The sequence below is a fragment of the Tenacibaculum piscium genome (assembly GCF_021390715.1).
GTDB lineage: Bacteria > Bacteroidota > Bacteroidia > Flavobacteriales > Flavobacteriaceae > Polaribacter > Polaribacter piscius.
In genome coordinates, this window is sequence record NZ_JAJGWT010000004.1 from 256,835 (window position 1) to 277,729 (window position 20,895).

The following is a 20,895-nucleotide window of genomic DNA, read 5'->3' on the forward strand; positions in this document are numbered from 1 at the left end:
TCAAAAATTAAATAGAAACTACTGAAGATTTTTATCTCCAGTATTCGGGTTGTACGTGTAATTAAACGTATAATATTGTGCGCCTGAATTTTCAGGATCGGCAGAATTTGAAGTGTCCATATCTTTATAATAACTTAAAATTTCCATCTTCGCATAATTTCCATCAATAGTTTTCACCACAATGACTTTTCCTGCCACAGGATTTATACTATGATCCGAAAAATTATAAGTGTACCACAAACTCTTTGGCAATGCTAAAATTCCTTTTTCATCTTGCTTAAAACGACTCGCATCTGGAGCTTTTACAATGCTTGAAAATGTACCTATCACCAAGCTAATACTGGCATTTCCTGTTCTTTTTGGCTCTTCTTTAATACCTGTTGATTCGCCTCCATTAACAATAATTGTGGTTGCTCTAAAGGCAATATCCCAAGTATCATCGGTTACAACTTTACCTTTTTTGAAGCTAAATTTTACAAATTCACCCGAAGCTATTGAAGGTTCTATCGTATAATCAATTGATTGTTTTGCGTGTAAATTGATGATTTTTTTAGCTGTAACTTCTTTAAGAACCTCATCTGTAGTATTATCGCTACACGAAACGGTTAAAAAAGAAATCATTACTACGGCTAAAATTGACTTTATTATTTTTTTAAATTTTATTATTTTTTCTAATTTTATTATTTTCGATTTTCTTGATTGTAAATAATTCATTTTATCTGATAAATTAATTTTAGTAATAGTGATTATTTGAGTAATTATAGATGATTATTTTCTTAAAAATCAAATTGTAAACTTGCATAATACGTTGTTCCTAAACGTAAAACGGTATCATTATTGGCAAATTTTTCTTTATTTGCAATACCTTTTTCATTAAAAAGATTGTTAATGCCTATTTGAGCATGCATCAAATTGAAAAACGTTTTAGACATTGTTACATTCACGTTCGTATTTGAAGCTACAAAATTATCAAAATCATCAATAATTCCTTGGCTATTATTGCTGTCGAACGGTGCGTATTCCCCTCTGTAAACCGCCCTGATACTTGCCGAGAAATGATGCTGATAATTTTCATAAAAAAGTTTGCAATTCGCCATGTGTTTCGACCTATCTGCCAAACCATAATAATCCGAAATTTTCATTTTTTCTGATATTGAAAACGGTGTTCTTCTAAAGAAAATTTGCCCGTCTTTTATTTGCTGTTTTGCTGTTTTATCTGCGGAATTTAAAAACTGATATCCCGCTAAAAAGCTAAAATTTTGTGTCATTTTATAGACTAAATCAAGCTCCACTCCTTGCGTATATACTTCATTGATATTTCGATAAGAAAAAAGACGTGTTCCTAAAGGCAATCCTAAATTTGACGCACTTAATTGCGTATCAAAAGATTCAATCATATCCTTAATATCATTTCTAAATAAATTGATATTTAGTTTTAAATTTGATGCTGGTTTTAATTGAAATCCGAAATTATAGCCAATTGAACGTTCTGTTTTAAGTTCTTTTTTGATGGGTTTTACGCTTGGTAAATCGCCGTGAATATCGTGTAAAGTATGCGTTCCTAATACGATATAACCATTGGCATAATTTTTAAAATTGAAATATAATTGTCTGAAATCGGGAGCTTTAAATCCGTAACCAACCGATGCTTTTGCTGTTATCCAATCATTAATTTTATAACTTGACGATATTTTTGGTGTAAAAGCCGATTCGTATTGATTACTATTTTCAAATCGAGCGCCGACAATAATATTTAATTTATCGATAGGATTAAAATCAAACTGAGTGAAGAAATATGGCGTATTATATTTTTTAACATCCTCAAATTCCGTTCTTTTTAAAGCATCGAAATTGGCACCAGCGCCCAGAATTAAAGTTCCTTTTCTAAAAGTATTGGTTGATTTAATTTCAGGACGTACTAATGTTTGACGATACCATTTATTTTCGCCATTAAAAATAGTTTCAGTCGTATATTTTGTCGTATACAATTGATAATCAAACGACCAAGAATCATTTATTTTATGAATTATTTTCGTATTTATATTCCAATCTGTTCGTTTATTTTCACTTTTTTTAGTTTTTTCATCATTTTTAGTTTTTTTATTATTTTGATGATTTTCATGATTTTCATTGACAATGCTACTAAAAGGAATGTCTTGAGATTGTGTATAATATCGTGATGAAACAATGGTTTTTAATTTATCAGAAAAATCATAATTTAGTTGTAAATTTCCTGTAAAATTCTGATGTCCTTCAGTTGTTTTTGAAGCCGTTTCTGGTGATAAATCAAAACCTTTACTTGTATTTAAATTTATCCCTGAAACAACTCCAAAACCTCTTCTCTTCCATTTAATATTGGTATTGATATCTAATTCATTCGTTGCACCGCCTTTGGCTAAATAACGAACAAATCCTTCTAGTTTTTCTCTTTTTGGTTGCGAAGTGATAATATTAATAACACCTCCAATCGCTTCAGAACCGTACAAAGAAGAAGAAGGTCCTTTTACAATTTCTATCTGCTGGATGTTATTAACACTTAATCTTTTTAAATCAATATTTCCAGAAGCACGCCCGATAATAGGAACGCCATCAATTAAAATTAAGGTATAATCCGCAGAAACTCCCTGAAGCTGAACTCCTTGTGAACTTCCAAAATCAGAAACTAAAGTAATTCCTGTTTGCTCTTCTAAAATATCTTTTAAACGAATCGCTCCTGATTTTTGCAACTGCTCTTTTGAAATTAATGTAACAGGCATCGGCAATGAACTCAATTGACGCTCGGTTCTGGTTGCCGTTACCACCACTTCATCTAAACCATAAGAAGCTGTACAGCCATTATCAACTGCCGATTTTTCTTGCGAAAAAACAGTGATGCTCATAAAAATAAATACATTGAAAACGCTCAAAATATTCACAGTTTTAAAAACATCGACAATTTTAATAAACATACTATATAGAAACATTCTTAATAATTTTGGACAAATATATGTAGTTATTCTTAATCAATCTAAATAAAATATATATTTTTGTATAAAAAATTTTAATCAAAAAATAATACACAATGAAAAAACTACTTCTAGCAAGTTTTGTGCTTTTAGCAACCTTATCAACAAACGGTCAAAGCAAAAAATCAAAAGATAAAACAGCTATCAAAAAAATGTGTGGATGTTTTGAAGTAACCTTCAACTTTGCCGAAACTTTTAACAATAGCAACGATTCATTATACAAACCATCGAAAATGAAAATTGATAAAGCCTTAGAATGGGCAGAATTAATTGAAGATGAAAATAATAAAATTGCCATACAACATTTATTGCAAGTCGGAAATCCTGCAAAACCTCAAATTGTAAAACATTGGCGACAAGATTGGTTGTATGAAAATCAAGATTTTTATATGTTTAATGGCGATGAAAATTGGAAATTTGAGCAAAAATCAAAGGAAATTGTAAAAAATCAATGGACACAAAAAGTGTATCAAGTAGATGATAGCCCACGTTATGAGGGAACAGGTTCTTGGGTGCATATTGATGGAAAAACCTACTGGGAAAGCACCACAGACGCACCGTTGCCTCGTAGAGAATACACCAAAAGAAACGATTATAATGTAACCGAAAGAGGAAATCGTCATGAAATTACCAATTATGGCTGGTTGCACGACCAAGACAATAAAAAAATCATCAGAAATGTTGATGAAAAAGATGTGATTATAGCCTACGAAAAAGGATACAATACCTACGTGAAAGTAGCCGATGAACGTTGTAAACCTGCACAGAATTGGTGGAAAAAAAATCAAGAAAAATGGCAATTAGTCCGAAATGAATGGAACAACGTTTTTAATAAAAATACCGACCTTTCTTTAGAGAAAAAAGTAAAAAATAAACCTTTATACAAACATCTTTTTTCAGATGAAATTACTACTGAAAAAGAAATAAACAAAATTATTCAATCTTTTCTAAAATAAAAATAAAATGAAATTATTAAAATTACCCCTATTATTTAGCTTTTGTATTATAAGCTCACTAATTTCTGCTCAAAACTCAAACATATTCTTAGAAAAAGATTTTTGGGAAACTAACCCAACTATTGAAATAGTCGAACAAAAAATAAAAGAAAATAATAATGTTACTGCATTAAGTTCTAATGGATTTGATCCCGTTACTTATGCTATTTTAGCAAAAGCACCCAATGCAACGATTAAACATTTACTCCTTAAAAAAGGAAATCCTGTTAACAAACTTACACACGACAAAAGAACCTATATTTTTTGGGCTGCATATAAAGGAAATACTGAATTAATAAAACACTTAATTGAAAACAATGCTCGATTAGATTTAAAAGATTCACATCATTTTTCACCCTTAACTTTTGCCGCTGTTGCAGGACAAACAAATACAGAAATATATGATTTATTTATCAAAAATGGTATCGATATTAAAAATGATTTAGATGAAAAAGGAGCAAATGCTTTATTGTTATTAATTGGTCATTTAAAAGACTTTAAACTTGTTAATTATTTTACAAATAAAGGACTTAGCCTAGATAGTAAAGATAACAATGGAAACGGAGCTTTTAACTACACAGCTTATAAAGGTAACAAAGCTATGTTAGAATTATTAATAAAAAAGGGATTACCATATAAAAACCTTAGCATAAATGGTGATAATGCTATATTAGCATCTACAATAGGCTCACGTAACGGCTATAACTCATTAAGTTTTATTAAGTACTTAGAAAATTTAGGAATCAACCCTAACGTTACAAATAAAGACGGTGTAACTCCACTTCATAACATAGCATATAGTAATAAAGATATTGAAGTTTATAACTATTTTTTAGAAAAAGGTGTTAATGTAAATCAAGTAGATAATAATGGTGAAACCCCATTGTTAAAAGCAACAAGAAGAAATTCTTTAAAGGTTGTACAGTTATTAACTTCAAAAACTAAAAACATTAATCATACAAATAAAAATGGTAAATCCGCACTTACAAATGCTTTGAAAAACAAACCTGAAATTCTAAAATTCTTATTAGAAAAAGGTGCTGATGTTTCAGTAATTGACACTAAAGGAAATAACTTAAACTATCATTTATTTAAAACTTTTAATCAAAAAAAGAAAGAAGAGTTTCAACAAAAACTTTCACTTTTAAAAACTAAAGGATTAGATATTACAGAGAATCAAAAAAATGGCAATACGTTATATCATTTAGCTGTTGAAAAACAAAGTTTAGCAATGTTAGATTTTATAAAAAAATATAGCATAGATATTAATGCAATCAATAAAAAAGGATTATCAGCTTTACAAGAAGCTGTTTTAACAGCTAAAAATGATAAAATTATAAAGTATTTAATTAGTAAAGGTGCCAAAAAGACCGTAAGAACAAGCTTTAATGAAACTTTATATGATTTAGCTAGAGAAAATGAAGCTTTAAAAAATACTGATATTAGCTTTTTAAAATAATCAGAATACTCACTTGATATTAAATATAAAAAAATGAAAAAATTACTAATAATTTTAGTTATAGCTTTTGGTATTATGGCATTTTCTAGTTCAAAAACTAAAGATAATAACACCTATAAATGTATGATTCAAATGAAGAACTATATTGGTGAAGGTGCATATATTACTGTTTCTTTACTAAATCCATCTGGTGCATATGAAGAAACCTTATACGTTCAGGGCGATGATGAAGAATGGTATCCTGACATTACTGCATGGTGGAATTTTCAAGGGAAAATTCGTGCTAATATCGATGCCCTAACTGGTGCTACTGTTAGCGGAGGAAACAGAGCTATTACTATTCTTAAAATTGATAATGATAAATTAAATAAAGGATATAAAATTAGATTTGAATCTGCTGTTGAAGATCAAGAATATTACAAAGATGATATTGAATTTGAATTGACATCAGAAAATATGAAAGGTAAAATTGACGGTAAAGGTTTTATACGTTACATCCGTATGATTCCTCAATAATAAAGTTAGCTAATCACAACATAATAAGCATTTTACAAATAAAAATAAAAAATAGTTTTTTACAAAATACTTATATTTATTTAATCTAAATTAATATTAAATACTATCTTTGCAAAAAAATATAGTCGATAAACGAATGAAATACATTTTCTACATATTAATTTTTATAACAACATCCATCTATTCACAAAATGGAACAATAGAAGGCAACATATATTTTAAAAATGGAGCGCCTGCTAAATACGTTTCTTTATATATAAAAAATAGCACAATATACACTGAAACAGATAGTACTGGTTTTTTTAAGTTGACTAAAGTTCCATACGCAAAACATAGAATTAACATCAAACATTTTAATAAAGAACCAGAAATAATATCTCTCAATATCAACAAAAAACCTATGTTTATAAAACATAGACTAAAGTATAATGAAGCGAATAGTTTAGATGAAGTTTTAATTACAGGAAAAACAATAGAATCGAAAATAGAAATGAAAGGGTTTGCTGTAAATGCAATTAAAATGAAAGCTCTTAAACTTCAATCTATTCAAGCCAATGAAATACTAGATAGAACATCTGGGGTTAGAATACGTCAAAATGGCGGGTTAGGTTCGCATACACATTACAATATTAACGGACTTTCTGGTAATGCTATCCGTATTTTTATTAATGGCGTACCAATAGATTCGTATGGAGCTTCTTTTTCATTAAGTAGTATTCCTACAAAAATGATAGAACGCATAGAAGTTTATAAAGGTGTTGTTCCTGTTGAATTAGCTGGAGACGCCTTAGGTGGTGCTATAAACGTTGTTTTAAACAAACATATTTCTAGAAATATGTTAGAAGCTTCTTATTCTTTCGGTTCATTTAATACACATCAATCATCTGTATTAGGTAATTATTATAATAAAAATTCTGGAGTAACTTTAAAAGGTTCTGCTTTTTATAATTATTCAGACAATGATTATAAAGTTTGGGGCAATCAAGTATACACTACAGAACCTACTACTGGAAATATTACGTATGTAAAAGCAAAGCGATTTCATGATTCATACGCCTCTAATGGTTTTAAAATTGATGGAGGTATTACAAACAAAGAATGGGCAGATGAACTATTAATTGGTATCGTTCATTCTTCTTTTAATCGTGATATACAACATGGAGCTACTATGGAATCTGTTTACGGAAATAGAAAAACAGCACAACAAACAAAATTAATTAGTCTTTCATATAAAAATAATCGCTTACTATCTAAAAAATTAAAAATAGAACTATTCTCTTCTTTTTCAGATTTAAAAAGACAAATTACAGATACTGTTGCTGATATTTATGACTGGGATGGAAAACGCAAAAAACGATTTGATAATAACGGAAACCAAATAGGCTATTATCAATATTTTTCAGGTGCTGAAGCTGGTAACCCTACATTACAAGAAAATAATGAAACTGTTTATTTAAGTAGAGCAACTGCTAATTATGTAGTTAATAAAAACCATAAATTAACTGTAAATTTTCTACGTTCTCAATTTATTAGAAATTCTGAAGACCCCTTAAAACATGTAGATATAAGAAATTTAGAAGACAAAAGAGATTCTAAGAAAAACATTTTAGGACTAGGATACTCTTTTAATACTTTTAATACCAAATTAAAAACAACTGTTTTTTATAAAAAATTTAACCAAAATATTCGCATTATAGAATATAAAAAAGAAAGTGAAACATCCTCTATCGAGCTAAATGACGTTAACAGAAGTATGAATGCTAATGGCTATGGAGGAACTATCGCTTACCAATTAACACCTGATATTCTTTTACAAGCATCCGCAGAAAATTCTTTTAGGCTACCTGTTGCAAGAGAATTATTTGGAAATCTTGCTGAAAACCTAGAACCTAACTACAATCTAAAACCTGAAAAAAGTACTAACTTAAATCTTGGTGCAACCTTAGGAACATTTCAATTTGGTAAAAATGAAGCAAAAATTAAGATAAATACATTTATCAGAGATACCAAAAATAAAATTAAAAAAAATGTTAGAGAAGATAATACAGATAAAACTACAGAATATGTAAATGATTTTAGTTATATCAGTAAAGGTTTTGATGTTGATCTCTTTTATTCTTATAACCGAAAATTAGATATCAATACAAATGTTTCAGTATTTAATTCGTTATTCAATACTCAATTTAATGAAGAGGGTTTAGCTTTTAATTGGTATCAAAATAGAGAAAGAAATACACCATTTTTTACAGCTAATTTCGATATAAAATATAGTCTAAACAATTTAATACATAAAAAATCAGAAACAACTTTTTCTACAAATCTATCTTATGTACACTGGTTTTACAGAGACTGGGAATCGTTAGGTGGTGCAGGAAAAGATATCATACCAACACAATTAGTTAATGATATTAGTATTACACATAAATTCCCTAATAAAAAGATAGCCATCTCTTTTGATGCTAAAAACATGTTTAACAATCAAGTTTTTGATAATTATGCTTTGCAAAAACCAGGACGTGCTTTTTACCTAAAAATAAATTATATAATTTTTTAATTTAATATATATTATGATCAATTTTAATTTAAGAATGCTTACTCAAAAGCTATTTGTAATGAGCCTATTTTCTGTTTTTATTATTACTACTTCTTGTAATAGTGATGATACTACTAAGGCTGTACCAACTCCTATAGACCCTAGTAATACACGTCAAAAATTCACACTAGCATTATCTGCAAGTCCAACAGGAGAAACTAAAATATACACTCAAACCTTAACTGATGTTAGCAATAATATTACTGTTAGTTATGATGGTGTAGGCTTCGAAATGCCATCTACCAGAACTGCTAGAATTTTTTCTTCAAAAGAAGGAAATTCTCTTTTTAACCTTGACTATGGAGGTGGAAGAATTTATAAGTTTGCAATAAATGGTGGTGAAAATTTTACGCAAGAATATGAAAAAAATGTAGAATTTGCTATGGGTACTGCCTATCCTAGATGGACAAAGGCAAGTGAAAATTCAGCTTCTATACATTATGCTGATGGTGGAAATGCAGAAAGAGTTTTTGATGTAAATGATCCTAAAAAATATATAAGATCGGACGTTTCTCTTAGAATAATGAGTGTTGGGTTAGAAAACCTTTCTTTTGGCTCTATTGAAGAAATTATTATTCCTGTAAGTGATAACGACTTAAAACCATACACCATTAATATAGCTGGCGTAGATGTTAATCACTATAATTATGTAGGAAGAGTAGATGCTCCCATAATTGCAGGTGATAAGATATACTACGGCATGTCAAAAAGCGCTTATAACCCAATAGACCCTTGCTCTGGAAGAGGTTGTACCAAAGCAAAATACAAAAATGTTGAAACATTAGTTTTAGATTACCCTTCTTTAACTAATCCTCAAATAATAGCTACTGATATTGCTGCTGGAGCAACAAATGGTTACAGAACCCCTGTTTCTCATTTAGATGAAAAGGGTGATGTGTATCAGGTTATTTCTGTTCCTAATAATCAATATGATACCCATATTTTAAAAATAACAAACGGAGATTATGACGATAGCTATAACTTTAATCTTTCTGATCTTTTAGGTTTTAATGTAGCCTCTAATGGATGGTTCTATGCAGGAAATGGTATTGGTTACGTTCCTTATGCAAATACAGATGCTAGTGTTAACTGGTTTAGTGATGCAGTTTGGGGACTAGCTCGTGTTGATTTATACAACAAAACGGTAGTTGATATGAATATGCCTGATAACCTTTGGCTTGCACAATATCAAAATGCAGTTACAAAAGATGGTAAATTTTATATGGCAATTACACCAACAGGTAAAGATGGTAATATTTATATTTTTGACACCACCTCTACTAGTCCTTCAGGATATACGCTAGGTGCTTCTTTAAAAAACTTAGCAGAAGGTACATATATAGGTATCTATTAATTATTTTTTTTATAAAATATTCATTTATATTGTAGTTTTTCAACAAACATTAAATTGATTTTATGACCATTTCAATTTGGAGATATAGCCACTTAACCTTGGCTATATCTTCTTTTATTTTTATACTTATCGCCTCAATTACAGGAATTATTTTAGCTTTTGAACCGATATCAAATCAGTTAAAACCATATGCAATAGCTACTGATGAAATTACCATTTCTCAAACAATTGCTTCTTTACAAAAAGAATATAAAGAAATAATTACCTTAACCGTAAATCAAGATAATTTTGTAACAGCTTCGGTAATTACCCAAACAGGAAAAAGTGAAACTTTTTACATCAATCCTATTTCTGGAAAAAAAATTAGCACTATTACCGCTAAATCACCTATTTTTAAATGGACTACAAACTTACATCGGTCGTTATTTTTAAAATCTACAGGGCGTTTTTTAGTCGGATTTTTCTCATTTTTATTATGCTTAATTACGCTAACAGGAAGCATCTTAATTATCAAAAGACAAGGTGGAATTATTCAGTTTTTCACCAAAGTTATTAAGGAAAATTTTGCTCAATATTATCACGTAATTATCGGGCGTTTTGCCTTTATTCCAATACTCATAATTACCCTTACAGGCATTTATTTATCCTTGGAAAAATTTAATATTTTACCTAACACCAAAATTAAACACACCTTTAATTCGAGTAGTTTTATGGGTTTTTCTTCAGATGAAAATGTTGCTAAAAAAGCTGTTAAAAAAACTCCTGTTGAAGAATTTGCTGTTTTTGAAAACATAAAATTAAACGAATTAAAAAGTATTGAATTTCCTTTTTCAGATGATATCGAAGATTATTTTTTCTTAAAAACACATACAAAAGAACTAATTATTCATCAATATTCTGGCGAAATTATAAGTGCTGAAAATTTATCATGGACAGCTATTTTATCTGATTGGAGTTTATTTTTACACACAGGACGAGGAACTATTATTTGGGCTACAATACTTTTACTTTCTTGTATTGCTATTTTATTTTTTGTGTATTCTGGATTTGCAATTGCCTTAAAAAGAAAACGTAAAAGTGTACTTCCAAAAAATAATATTTCAAAAGATGCTGCCCTAATTATCATCCTTGTAGGCTCGGAAACTGGCGAATCATTTAGAAATGCAACCTCATTATATAATGCGTTAATCATCAGTAAAAAATCCGTATTTATAACGCATCTTAACGCTTATACATCATATAAAAAAGCAACCCATTTAATTATAATAACATCAACTTATGGTGATGGTCAACCTCCTATAAATGCTACTAATTTCTTAGATTTAATTAAAAAAATACCTCAACAAAACAAGCTGAAATACGCCGTGGTCGGCTTTGGTTCTTTAGCATATAAAGAATATTGTAAATTTGCCATCACTATTGATAATTATCTTAAAAATAGTCCTGAATTCACGCCTATTTTACCAATTTACAAAATAAACAATCAAAATTTTGATGATTTTAAAAATTGGGTATCACAATGGAATGAAAAAACAAATAGTAGCATACTTTTAGAAGAAATCATCAGAAAACCTAAAAAACAACAACAATTTTCAGTTGTAAGTACAACAACTCTAAATATAGATGATTCTTTTTTAATTCGGTTAAAACCAACAAGAAAACACTCTTTTTCTTCTGGTGATTTATTAGCAATTACACCAAAACAAGATTCTATCGAACGCTTATACTCTATCGGTAAAATAGAAAATGATATTTTACTAAGTATCAAAAAACATGAATTTGGAATTTGTTCGAACCTTCTTTTAACTATTAAAAAAGATGAAATTTTAAATGCTAGAATACAAAAAAATAAAGATTTTAGATTTCCTAAAAAATCAGAAAATACTATTTTAATTGCCAACGGAACAGGAATTGCTCCCTTTTTAGGAATGTTACAAAACAACTCAAAAACACACTTATTTTGGGGCGGAAAAACGCAAGAATCATTCAAAATATATCAGCCTTTTTTAACAAATTTAAATACTCAAAATATACATCTTGCGTATTCTCAACAATACAAAAATGACAAAAAATATGTTCAAGATATTCTTTTAAAAGATGCTGATTTAATCGCATCAACCTTAAAAAACAACGGAACTATTATGATTTGTGGTTCTCTTTCGATGATGAATGGCGTTTTAGAAACACTAGAAATCATCACTTTAAAAAAATTAAACACTCCTTTAGATAAATTTCAAAAATCAAATCAAATTAAAACTGATTGTTATTAATCATAATCAGTTTTAGTTTATCACCAACTCTTTTTACTACAAAAAACTAGTATTTATTTTTCTTATGCTACTATCATTATTTATTATTCGATTAGTTCGGTTACTTCCGAACTAATCTGTATTTTTGTGAGCGATTTTACTTTTTAAAATCATATAAAAAACCTTCAAATTAATGAAAATGAAAAAAGAAAGCTGCAAAGAAAAAATGGCTTTAGTAGAAAAATTAGGCGTGCATTTAGAAAATAGAGAACATTTAGCTCCTGTTGCTGCACGTATTTTATCGTACGTAATTCTAACAGGCAAAAAAGGAACCACATTTGAAGATTTGGTCAGTATTTTGTGTGCTAGTAAAAGTACTATTTCTACACATCTTAATCATTTACAGGATTTGAAAAAAATAGTGTATTTCACCAAAACTGGCGATCGTAAAAAATATTTTATCGTCAATAAAAATAGTATTGTTCAACATGTTGATAAAATGGTCGAACAATGGAAAGAAATTAGAGAATTACACATAGAAATTAAACATTATAAAGAAATTCAAAATAATCATAAAATTGAAAATGATGATGAAAAATTTGAATTGAGTTTTCATAATGATTATATAAAATTTTTAGATGAAGCCACAGATTCTATCAGCCAATTAAGAACCAAAATTACAAGTAATACATTTAAAATCTAAACCAAATAAAACCTATACTAAACCTAAAATAAACTACGTAAAAAATGAAACAAAATAAGATAATGCTAGTATTAATAGTAAGTGCTTTTTCAATTTTTTCAAGTTGTGGGAATAAACAAGAAAAAAATAGCGCAAAAAAAAATACAACACCTCCTAGTTTTCCTGTAACCCAAATAACACCAAAAACAGTAACAAGTTTTAAAGAATATCCAACCGCTATTGAAGGGATTATTAATAGTAATGTAAACGCTAAAATGGGAGGCTATATTCAAAAAGTTTTGGTTGATGAAGGACAAAAAGTACGCAAAGGTCAAGTATTATTTAGATTAGAAACACAATCTTTAAATCAAGATGCCAGTGCCGCTAAAGCACGTGTAAATGTTGCACAAGTTGAAGTTGAAAAATTAAAACCATTAGTAGAAAAAAATATTATTAGTGCCGTTCAGCTAGAAACCGCCAAAGCAAATTTAGCACAAGCAAAAGCAAATTATAGCAGTGTAAATGCAAATATTGGATACGCTACCATTAAAAGTCCTGTAAATGGTTTTGTAGGCGCTATTAATTTTAGAGAAGGTTCATTAATTAATCCTAATAACTCTGTACCGCTTACCACTGTTAGTGATATTAGTAAAGTATACGCTTTTTTTAATTTAAATGAAACAGCATATTTAGATTTTTTACAAAATGCAACAGGTAAAACATTACAAGAAAAATTAACAAACTACGCAAAAGTAAACCTTGTTTTAGCCAACAATAGTATCTATTCTGAAAAAGGAACTATAGAAACCAGTACAGGACAAGTAAATAAAAATACAGGAACGGTAAGCCTTAGAGCTGTTTTTGATAACCCTAATCAGTTATTAACAAACGGAAATAGTGGTAAAATTCAAATTCCAACAATCTATAAAAACGCCATTGTAGTACCTCAGCAAGCAACTTATGAGCAACAAGGTAAAATAATGATTTTTAAACTAGATAATCAGAATAAAGTAACCGTTTCAATTATAAAAATAAAGGCTATTGTTGATAATTTATATGTAGTAGCTTCAGGCGTAGCGTTACAAGATAAAATTATTGTTGCTGGTGTTGGAAAATTGAAAAATGATATGATAATTACTCCAAAAGAGGTTTCTTTTGAACAAGCCATAAAACCGATACCAACATTATTTAAAAACTAAATAACTTATAAACACCCTACATCATGTTAAAAACATTTATTGAAAGACCCGTATTGTCTACGGTAATTTCTATTATCATAGTGATACTTGGTATTATAAGTATCTCCAGTTTACCAATAGAGGAATATCCTGATATTGCACCGCCAACAATTAAAGTAGTTGCTTCCTATCCTGGAGCAAATGCCGAAACAGTATTAGAAAGTGTAATTATTCCTATTGAAGAACAAATTAATGGGGTTGAAGGAATGACCTACATAACCTCTACTGCTTCCAATAACGGAACAGCAGAAATTACCGTATATTTTAATCAAGAAATAGATGCTGATATAGCAGCGGTTAATGTTCAAAACCGAGTAGCAAGAGCAAATCCGTTGCTTCCACAAGAAGTAAAACAAACAGGGGTAACAACTCAAAAGCAAGAAACAAGTGCTTTAATGTTTATATCAATGTATTCAAAAAATGAAGATTATGATGCTACATTCATACAAAATTACTTAAAAATAAATGTAATTCCTGCAATGCAACGTATTAGCGGAGTTGGTGATGTAAGTGTATTTTCTCAACAAGATTACGCAATGCGAATTTGGTTAAAACCAGAAAAGTTGGCCTCTTATAATTTAATACCTTCGGATATTATCACCGCTTTAAAGGAACAGAATTTAGAAGCTGCCGCAGGTTCTTTGGGTCAAAATAATGGTGAAGCATTTTCATACACACTAACCTACAGCGGACGCTTTAAAGAAGAAAAACAATATGAAGATATTATTATAAAAGCCTTAGGAAATGGTCAGTTTTTAACCTTAAATGATGTTGCAACCATAGAACTAGACGCACAATCATATTCTTCAAATGCCATGAGTTTAGGAAATCCTGCCGTATTTATGGGGATTTTTCAAACCAAAGGTTCTAATGCTCGTGAAATTATTCAGCATATAAAAACAACATTAGCAACTGTTAAAAAAGATTTACCAGAAGGTTTAGATATTTTTGTACCCTACGATACTAGTTTATTTTTAAATGCTTCTATCAGCAAAGTAATAACAACTTTATTAGAAGCTTTTTTATTAGTATTTTTAGTAGTTTTTATCTTTTTACAAGATTTTAGATCAACCTTAATTCCTGCAATTGCAGTTCCTGTTTCTATTATAGGAACCTTCTTTTTCTTAAATGTTTTCGGATATTCAATTAATCTTTTAACATTATTTGCCTTAGTACTCGCCATCGGTATTGTAGTAGATGATGCTATTGTGGTCGTAGAAGCCGTGCATGCAAAGATGGATGAAGGTGAAAAAAATCCGAAAACGGCAACACTAACTGCCATGAATGAAATTTCTGGTGCTATTATATCGATAACTTTAGTAATGGCTGCCGTGTTTATTCCTGTAACATTTATAACTGGACCAACAGGTGTTTTTTATGAACAATTTGGAGTTACCTTAATTATTGCAATTCTTATTTCGGCAGTAAATGCGTTAACATTAAGTCCTGCTTTGTGTGCTATTTTATTAAAAACTCATAAGGAAGATCAAGAGTTAAAAAATAAAAGTGCTTTACAGCGTTTTTACACACTTTTTAATCGTGGATTTAACGCTACTGTGGAAAGATATGGGAAATCATTAGAGTTTTTATATAAGAAAAAATGGGTACCTGCACTGTTATTAATTTTAGCAATTGTTGGAATCTTTTGGGCATCAAAAACAACTCCAACAGGTTTTGTACCCAATGAAGATAGAGGAATTATTTTTGCAAATATCGAATTACCCGCAGGTGCTTCTTTAGATAGAACTGATGCTGTATCAAGAAATTTATACGATAAAATAACTAGTATTGATGGTATTATTGGTGTAAACTTTATCAAAGGACGTAGTTTAATTAGTGGAGCTGGAAGTAATTTTGGTTTTGGGATTATAAAACTAAAAGACTGGGGTGAACGAAAAACAACAGCACTTTCAGTAAAAGCAATTACAGGTCAATTATTTGGAATTGCCTCAACAATACCCGAAGCAAATATTATTTTCTTTTCGCCTCCAAGTATTCGTGGTTTTGGAAATTCAGCAGGTTTTGAAGTAAATTTATTAGATAAATTTGGAGGGAAATTTACAGATTTAGACAAGGCTAATAAAGAATTTTCAATGGCGTTAATGAAACATCCTGAAATTAAATACGCACAATCTTCTTTTAACACAAAATATCCTCAATATGAAATGGAAGTAAATGTTCCATTGGCAAAAGAAAAAGGAGTTCCTATTAATAGTATTTTTTCTACATTACAAGGATATATTGGTGGTATTTATGCATCTGATTTTTCAAAATTTGGAAAACAATTTAGAGTCTATATCCAAGCATCACCAGATGATAGAGCAAATAAAAGTGCTTTAGATAACATGTATGTTAGAACCGAAAAAGGCGAAATGACTCCTATTACACAGTTTGTAAATCTAAAACGTGTGTACGGTCCACAATCAGTAACACGCTTTAATTTATTTAATTCTACAACAATATCTGGAGCTACAAACGATGGTTTTAGTACAGGTGATGCTATTCGAATAATCGAAGAAGAGGCCGCTAAATTACCGAGTAATTATACCATTGCTTATTCTGGTTTAACTCGTGAAGAAGTAAGTGCTGGAAATCAAACAACCTTTATATTTATATTAAGTATTTTATTTATATACTTTTTATTAAGTGCACAATATGAAAGTTATATTTTACCGTTAGCGGTTATATTTTCTATTCCTTTTGGAGTATTTGGAGCTTATATAAGTACAAAATTCTTTGGATTAGAGAATAATATTTATTTTCAAATTTCCTTAATTATGCTGATTGGTTTACTCGCTAAAAACGCCATCCTTATTGTAGAATTTGCACTTCAAAGACGTCATAATGGTGAAACTATTGTAGCAGCGGCTATTCACGGAGCAAAATCTCGTTTACGACCAATTTTAATGACTTCATTTGCTTTTATTTTAGGATTAATGCCTTTAGTCTTAGCAAAAGGTGTTGGTGCAGAAGGAAATAATGCGATTGGTACAGGAGCCGCTGGAGGAATGCTTATAGGAACTATTTTAGGAGTTTTTGTAATTCCAGTTTTATTTATCTTATTTCAATGGTTACAGGAAAAAGTAACTAAAAAATCAGCAATACAAACGATAGAAGCATAAAAAATCATGAAATTTACAACTAAATATATTTATTTTGGCAAAGCAATTATAGTTGCAATAATCTCATTAACATTACAAAGTTGTTTTGTTGCCAAAGATTATGTAAGACCTGAAATTAAAGAAAATGATTCTCTTTATAGAACCGATAATTTAGCTACGGATAGCATATCTATGGCTAATATTTCTTGGAAAAATTTATTTACAGATACATATCTTCAACAATATATTGAAGAAGGTCTTAAAAATAATATGGATGTTCGTATTGCTATTCAGCAAATGATTACCGCTCAAGCATACGCAAAACAAGGAAAAGCTGGATATTTACCATCAATAAATATTGGTGCAAATGTAACGCATCAAGAATTATCAAAAAATAGTCAGTTTGGAGCATTTTTAAGCAATACTTCTACCGATCAATTTGATATTAGTGCCAACTTAACTTGGGAAGCCGATATTTGGGGTAAAATACGTAGTAACAAAAGAGCTACACAAGCGGTTTATTTGCAAAGTGTTGCCGGACATCAAGCAGTAAAAACAAAACTTATTGCTGGTATTGCCACTACTTATTATAATTTATTAGCTTTAGATGCGCAGTTAGAAATAACCAAACAAACTATTTTAACTAGAGAAAGTAGCCTTGCGACCATCAAAGCTTTAAAAGATGCAGGACAAGTAACACAAGTTGCAGTGGATCAGAATATCGCACAATTCAATAATGCAAAAGCTTTGCAAGTAGATATTGAAAATGCTATTTTTAAAACTGAAAATACCCTTAGTATTTTATTAGGTAAAACATCAACTAGTATTCAAAGAAGTAGTTTAGCTGTTCAAAAAAATGACCAAAATATCACGCTAGGGATACCTGCAAATTTATTACGAAATAGACCTGATGTTATCGCTTCAGAATATAATTTAATCAAATCATTTGAACAAACCAACATGGCTAAAAGTAGTTTATATCCTTCTTTGAAGTTAACTGCGGCAGGAGGTTTGCAAAGTTTAGATTTAGATAAATTATTTAATATAAATTCGTTATTCGCAAATATCGTAGGAGGTTTAACACAGCCGTTATTTAATCAACGGAAATTAAAAACCCAAAGAGAAGTTGCTATTGCTCAACAAGAAAAAGCTTTGTTAGAATTTAAAAAAACATTGCTAATTGCGGGTAATGAAGTATCAAATACATTATTTTCTTATCAATCAGAAATTAAGAAATTTGAATTCCGAAAAAAAGAAGTAGAAGCCTTACGTACTGCCGAAATGAACTCGGAAGAATTACTGAAAAGTGGCTTTGCTAATTATTTAGATTTATTAACAGCCAGAGAAAGTGCCTTGCGTGCCGAACTAAATAGTATCGACAGTAAACGACAACAATTAGTAATTGTTGTTAATTTATATCAGGCATTAGGTGGCGGTTGGAAATAAAAAACAATATACTACTACATAAAAAAACTACTAATTATACGCTAATTAGTAGTTTTTTTTATGATTTTAAAATAAATGTTAATTTTTTACTAATTTTTGCATATTTTAATTTATTTTGGTCTTGCTAAACACCAAATATTATGATTACTCTCACGCTCGAAAAAGGTAGGTTATTAATTGCAGATCCTACTATTTTAAATGATACTTGTTTTAATCGAACGATTATTTTAGTAACAGAACATACTTCAAAAAGTTCGGTTGGTTTTATTTTAAACAGACCTTCACAACATGTTTTGAGTGATTTTGTTCCTGATATTGATTGTGATTTCCAGATATATCAAGGAGGTCCTGTAGAGCAGGATAATTTATATTTTATACACAAAGTTCCACAATTAATCCCCAACAGTATTGAAGTTGCCAACGGCATTTATTGGGGTGGAAATTTTGACCTTTTAAAAGAATTATTAATCGATAAAAAATTAAAATCTACCGATATTCGTTTCTTTTTAGGATATTCTGGTTGGGAAACAAATCAATTAGCATCAGAATTAAAAACAAATTCTTGGTTTATCGCTGAAAATAATTATGAAAATATTTTAGCAATAAGAAATGCCAACTTTTGGAAAAATAAATTGCTTCAAAAAGGTGGCAAATATAAAATTTGGGCAAATGCTCCAAGTGATGTTCAAATGAATTAACCAGTAATTGTTAATAAATTAAGACTACTTTTTATTTTTTGAGTTATTTCTGATGTAAATATTTTCTTTCGATAATTGGTAACCGATTGAATCCCTGCAATGGCATTTGTGATGAATATTTCATCTGCTTTTTGGAGTTCAAAAGGAGAAATTGTAGTTTCTTCTATTGAATAATCAGGATGTTTTTCTAAAATTTCGATAACTTTTTTTCGAACAATTCCTTTAATACAGCCTTCTGTTAAAGCAGGTGTTTTGATAATTCCATCTTTAATTACAAAAACATTTCCATTAATTGCCTCTACGACTCCTTTTCGTTCGTTGAGTAAAATACAGTTGTCTAAATCATTTTCATCAGCAAAAATAGCTGACAAAGTATTTAACATTCTGTTGGTTGTTTTTATGGTTGATAATAATCCAGAATAGTTATAAAAATCTTTGTATAAATCTATTTTATAGCTTGTTTTTTGAGTTGGATTAAATCCGTTCGCTTCAATTAAATAATCAATTTGGTTTGATGTTGGTTTGTATAATCCGCCATCTTTTCTATAAACACTTAATCGAACTCTATAATTTTGTGATGTTGGTAATTCATTGATTACTTTTAAGATTTCATCTTGCAAAAACTCAAGTGTAAATGACATCGGAATTTCCATACGTAGCATTCTCATTGACGCCATTAATCTAAAATAATGGTCTTCCATAAAAACAACTTTGGTGTTGAGTACCCGTATGGTTTCAAAAATAGCATCGCCATATTTAAAGGCTCTATTATCTTTAGATATTCGTAGTGCTGTTTCTGATATTATTTCCCCGTTAAAGTTAATCATTTTTCAAAATTTGATTGCAAAATTACAATAAAACTATAATAAAACTATAAAATAAAATTAGAATAATTTCGATAAAGTCGCGGTAAAAAAACTCGATGATAAGAGACTACAATATCGAGTTTTTTTTGTGATTTTTATAAGGTATAAAATATTATGCTCCGATACTATTTTTCAAACTTTCAATTTGACTTTCCCATAACATTTTAGCTTCTTCAACTTCATCAGTATCGGCAAAATCGGTAATAATTACGGCAACATCTTTTGTTAGCGCATCTACTTGTATTAAAAATTCGAAATAACTTTCATCATCTTCACTTTCAACCCATTTATATTTGATGCGTTCGTTTACTTTTTTTGCGATAATTTTAGCTTCTTCTTCGGTATCATCCCAGGTGAAAGTAATTAATTTTCCACGAGAATTAACACTATCAGCAAACCATTCTTCTAATCCTGATGGCGTTGCCAAACAATTATACAACATACTTGGTGATGCGTGTATAGGAAATTCTAATTCGTATTTAACTTTTGTCATTTTTTTTTTCTTGGTATGGCAAGATATATCTTTATTTTTGAAAAAAAAATTCATTTTTATTAGATTTTCATTTGTGTATCTAAAAATAAGATGTATATTTGCACCCGCAATGGCGAGATAGCTCAGTTGGTTAGAGCGCAGGATTCATAACCCTGAGGTCGGCAGTTCAAATCTGCTTCTCGCTACAATACACTCTGAAA

The 20,895-nt window shown here is 29.5% G+C and carries 15 protein-coding genes and 1 tRNA gene; 12 read left to right on the forward strand and 4 right to left on the reverse strand.

Features of this window, described 5'->3' with window-relative positions:
• Positions 1-18: 18 nt before the first annotated feature.
• Complete coding sequence (locus tag L0U77_RS06235) at positions 19-714, reverse strand: HmuY family protein (RefSeq protein WP_233900900.1); 696 nt, start codon at positions 712-714, stop codon at positions 19-21.
• A 62-nt stretch (positions 715-776) separates the two neighbouring features.
• The gene (locus L0U77_RS06240) at positions 777-2,879 is read right to left on the reverse strand and encodes a TonB-dependent receptor plug domain-containing protein (protein ID WP_233900901.1); all 2,103 of its coding nucleotides are present in this window, start codon (positions 2,877-2,879) and stop codon (positions 777-779) included.
• Positions 2,880-3,061: 182 nt separating this feature from the next.
• Between L0U77_RS06240 and L0U77_RS06245 the strand changes: the two genes are divergently transcribed.
• The 11 genes from L0U77_RS06245 to L0U77_RS06295 all read left to right on the forward strand — a co-directional run bounded on the left by L0U77_RS06245 (position 3,062) and on the right by L0U77_RS06295 (position 19,336).
• Positions 3,062-3,961, forward strand: coding sequence for a DUF6607 family protein (locus tag L0U77_RS06245; protein ID WP_233898372.1), 900 nt, complete (start codon positions 3,062-3,064; stop codon positions 3,959-3,961).
• A 7-nt stretch (positions 3,962-3,968) separates the two neighbouring features.
• Complete coding sequence (locus L0U77_RS06250; protein ID WP_233897814.1) at positions 3,969-5,459, forward strand: ankyrin repeat domain-containing protein; 1,491 nt, start codon at positions 3,969-3,971, stop codon at positions 5,457-5,459.
• 75 nt (positions 5,460-5,534) lie between these two features.
• Positions 5,535-5,975 carry a DUF2271 domain-containing protein gene (locus tag L0U77_RS06255; RefSeq protein ID WP_233897815.1) on the forward strand — a complete coding sequence of 147 codons (441 nt, stop codon included), beginning with the start codon at positions 5,535-5,537 and terminating at the stop codon, positions 5,973-5,975.
• A gap of 136 nt (positions 5,976-6,111) precedes the next feature.
• On the forward strand, positions 6,112-8,529 hold the full coding sequence (locus L0U77_RS06260; RefSeq protein ID WP_233899804.1) for a TonB-dependent receptor domain-containing protein: 2,418 nt from the start codon (positions 6,112-6,114) through the stop codon (positions 8,527-8,529).
• 58 nt (positions 8,530-8,587) lie between these two features.
• Entirely contained in the window at positions 8,588-9,922 is a 1,335-nt protein-coding gene (locus tag L0U77_RS06265) for a hypothetical protein (RefSeq protein ID WP_233900902.1), read from the forward strand.
• Positions 9,923-9,984: 62 nt separating this feature from the next.
• Positions 9,985-12,192, forward strand: a complete 2,208-nt coding sequence (locus L0U77_RS06270) for a PepSY domain-containing protein (protein WP_233900903.1) — start codon at positions 9,985-9,987, stop codon at positions 12,190-12,192.
• Between the two features lie 178 nt (positions 12,193-12,370).
• Positions 12,371-12,874: a GbsR/MarR family transcriptional regulator gene (locus tag L0U77_RS06275; RefSeq protein ID WP_233884384.1), complete on the forward strand. Its 504-nt coding sequence runs from the start codon at positions 12,371-12,373 to the stop codon at positions 12,872-12,874.
• Positions 12,875-12,918: 44 nt separating this feature from the next.
• On the forward strand, positions 12,919-14,052 hold the full coding sequence (locus tag L0U77_RS06280; protein ID WP_233900904.1) for an efflux RND transporter periplasmic adaptor subunit: 1,134 nt from the start codon (positions 12,919-12,921) through the stop codon (positions 14,050-14,052).
• 23 nt (positions 14,053-14,075) lie between these two features.
• The gene (locus L0U77_RS06285) at positions 14,076-17,213 is read left to right on the forward strand and encodes an efflux RND transporter permease subunit (RefSeq protein WP_233897820.1); all 3,138 of its coding nucleotides are present in this window, start codon (positions 14,076-14,078) and stop codon (positions 17,211-17,213) included.
• A 6-nt stretch (positions 17,214-17,219) separates the two neighbouring features.
• Positions 17,220-18,638 carry an efflux transporter outer membrane subunit gene (locus L0U77_RS06290; protein WP_193699898.1) on the forward strand — a complete coding sequence of 473 codons (1,419 nt, stop codon included), beginning with the start codon at positions 17,220-17,222 and terminating at the stop codon, positions 18,636-18,638.
• Between the two features lie 140 nt (positions 18,639-18,778).
• Entirely contained in the window at positions 18,779-19,336 is a 558-nt protein-coding gene (locus L0U77_RS06295; protein WP_101916830.1) for a YqgE/AlgH family protein, read from the forward strand.
• Here the strand turns inward: L0U77_RS06295 and L0U77_RS06300 are convergent.
• Both L0U77_RS06300 and L0U77_RS06305 read right to left on the reverse strand, forming a co-directional pair.
• A complete protein-coding gene (locus tag L0U77_RS06300; protein WP_233884388.1) occupies positions 19,333-20,163 on the reverse strand; it encodes an aminotransferase class IV in 831 nt (276 codons plus the stop codon). The genes L0U77_RS06295 and L0U77_RS06300 overlap by 4 nt on opposite strands.
• Positions 20,164-20,314: 151 nt before the next feature.
• Positions 20,315-20,695, reverse strand: coding sequence for an START-like domain-containing protein (locus L0U77_RS06305; RefSeq protein WP_193699899.1), 381 nt, complete (start codon positions 20,693-20,695; stop codon positions 20,315-20,317).
• 111 nt (positions 20,696-20,806) lie between these two features.
• On the opposite strand from L0U77_RS06305, the gene L0U77_RS06310 reads away from it, so the two are divergent.
• Positions 20,807-20,880, forward strand: a tRNA-Met gene (locus L0U77_RS06310).
• Positions 20,881-20,895: the final 15 nt, after the last annotated feature.

Excerpts from the sequence above, each read along its gene's own strand:
- L0U77_RS06235 (WP_233900900.1), bottom strand. The coding sequence starts at position 714 with ATGAATTATTTACAATCAAGAAAATCGAAAATAATAAAATTAGAAAAA.
- L0U77_RS06240 (WP_233900901.1), bottom strand. The coding sequence starts at position 2,879 with ATGAGCATCACTGTTTTTTCGCAAGAAAAATCGGCAGTTGATAATGGC.
- L0U77_RS06245 (WP_233898372.1), top strand. The coding sequence starts at position 3,062 with ATGAAAAAACTACTTCTAGCAAGTTTTGTGCTTTTAGCAACCTTATCA.
- L0U77_RS06250 (WP_233897814.1), top strand. The coding sequence starts at position 3,969 with ATGAAATTATTAAAATTACCCCTATTATTTAGCTTTTGTATTATAAGC.
- L0U77_RS06255 (WP_233897815.1), top strand. The coding sequence starts at position 5,535 with ATGGCATTTTCTAGTTCAAAAACTAAAGATAATAACACCTATAAATGT.
- L0U77_RS06260 (WP_233899804.1), top strand. The coding sequence starts at position 6,112 with ATGAAATACATTTTCTACATATTAATTTTTATAACAACATCCATCTAT.
- L0U77_RS06265 (WP_233900902.1), top strand. The coding sequence starts at position 8,588 with ATGAGCCTATTTTCTGTTTTTATTATTACTACTTCTTGTAATAGTGAT.
- L0U77_RS06270 (WP_233900903.1), top strand. The coding sequence starts at position 9,985 with ATGACCATTTCAATTTGGAGATATAGCCACTTAACCTTGGCTATATCT.
- L0U77_RS06275 (WP_233884384.1), top strand. The coding sequence starts at position 12,371 with ATGAAAAAAGAAAGCTGCAAAGAAAAAATGGCTTTAGTAGAAAAATTA.
- L0U77_RS06280 (WP_233900904.1), top strand. The coding sequence starts at position 12,919 with ATGAAACAAAATAAGATAATGCTAGTATTAATAGTAAGTGCTTTTTCA.
- L0U77_RS06285 (WP_233897820.1), top strand. The coding sequence starts at position 14,076 with ATGTTAAAAACATTTATTGAAAGACCCGTATTGTCTACGGTAATTTCT.
- L0U77_RS06290 (WP_193699898.1), top strand. The coding sequence starts at position 17,220 with ATGAAATTTACAACTAAATATATTTATTTTGGCAAAGCAATTATAGTT.
- L0U77_RS06295 (WP_101916830.1), top strand. The coding sequence starts at position 18,779 with ATGATTACTCTCACGCTCGAAAAAGGTAGGTTATTAATTGCAGATCCT.
- L0U77_RS06300 (WP_233884388.1), bottom strand. The coding sequence starts at position 20,163 with ATGATTAACTTTAACGGGGAAATAATATCAGAAACAGCACTACGAATA.
- L0U77_RS06305 (WP_193699899.1), bottom strand. The coding sequence starts at position 20,695 with ATGACAAAAGTTAAATACGAATTAGAATTTCCTATACACGCATCACCA.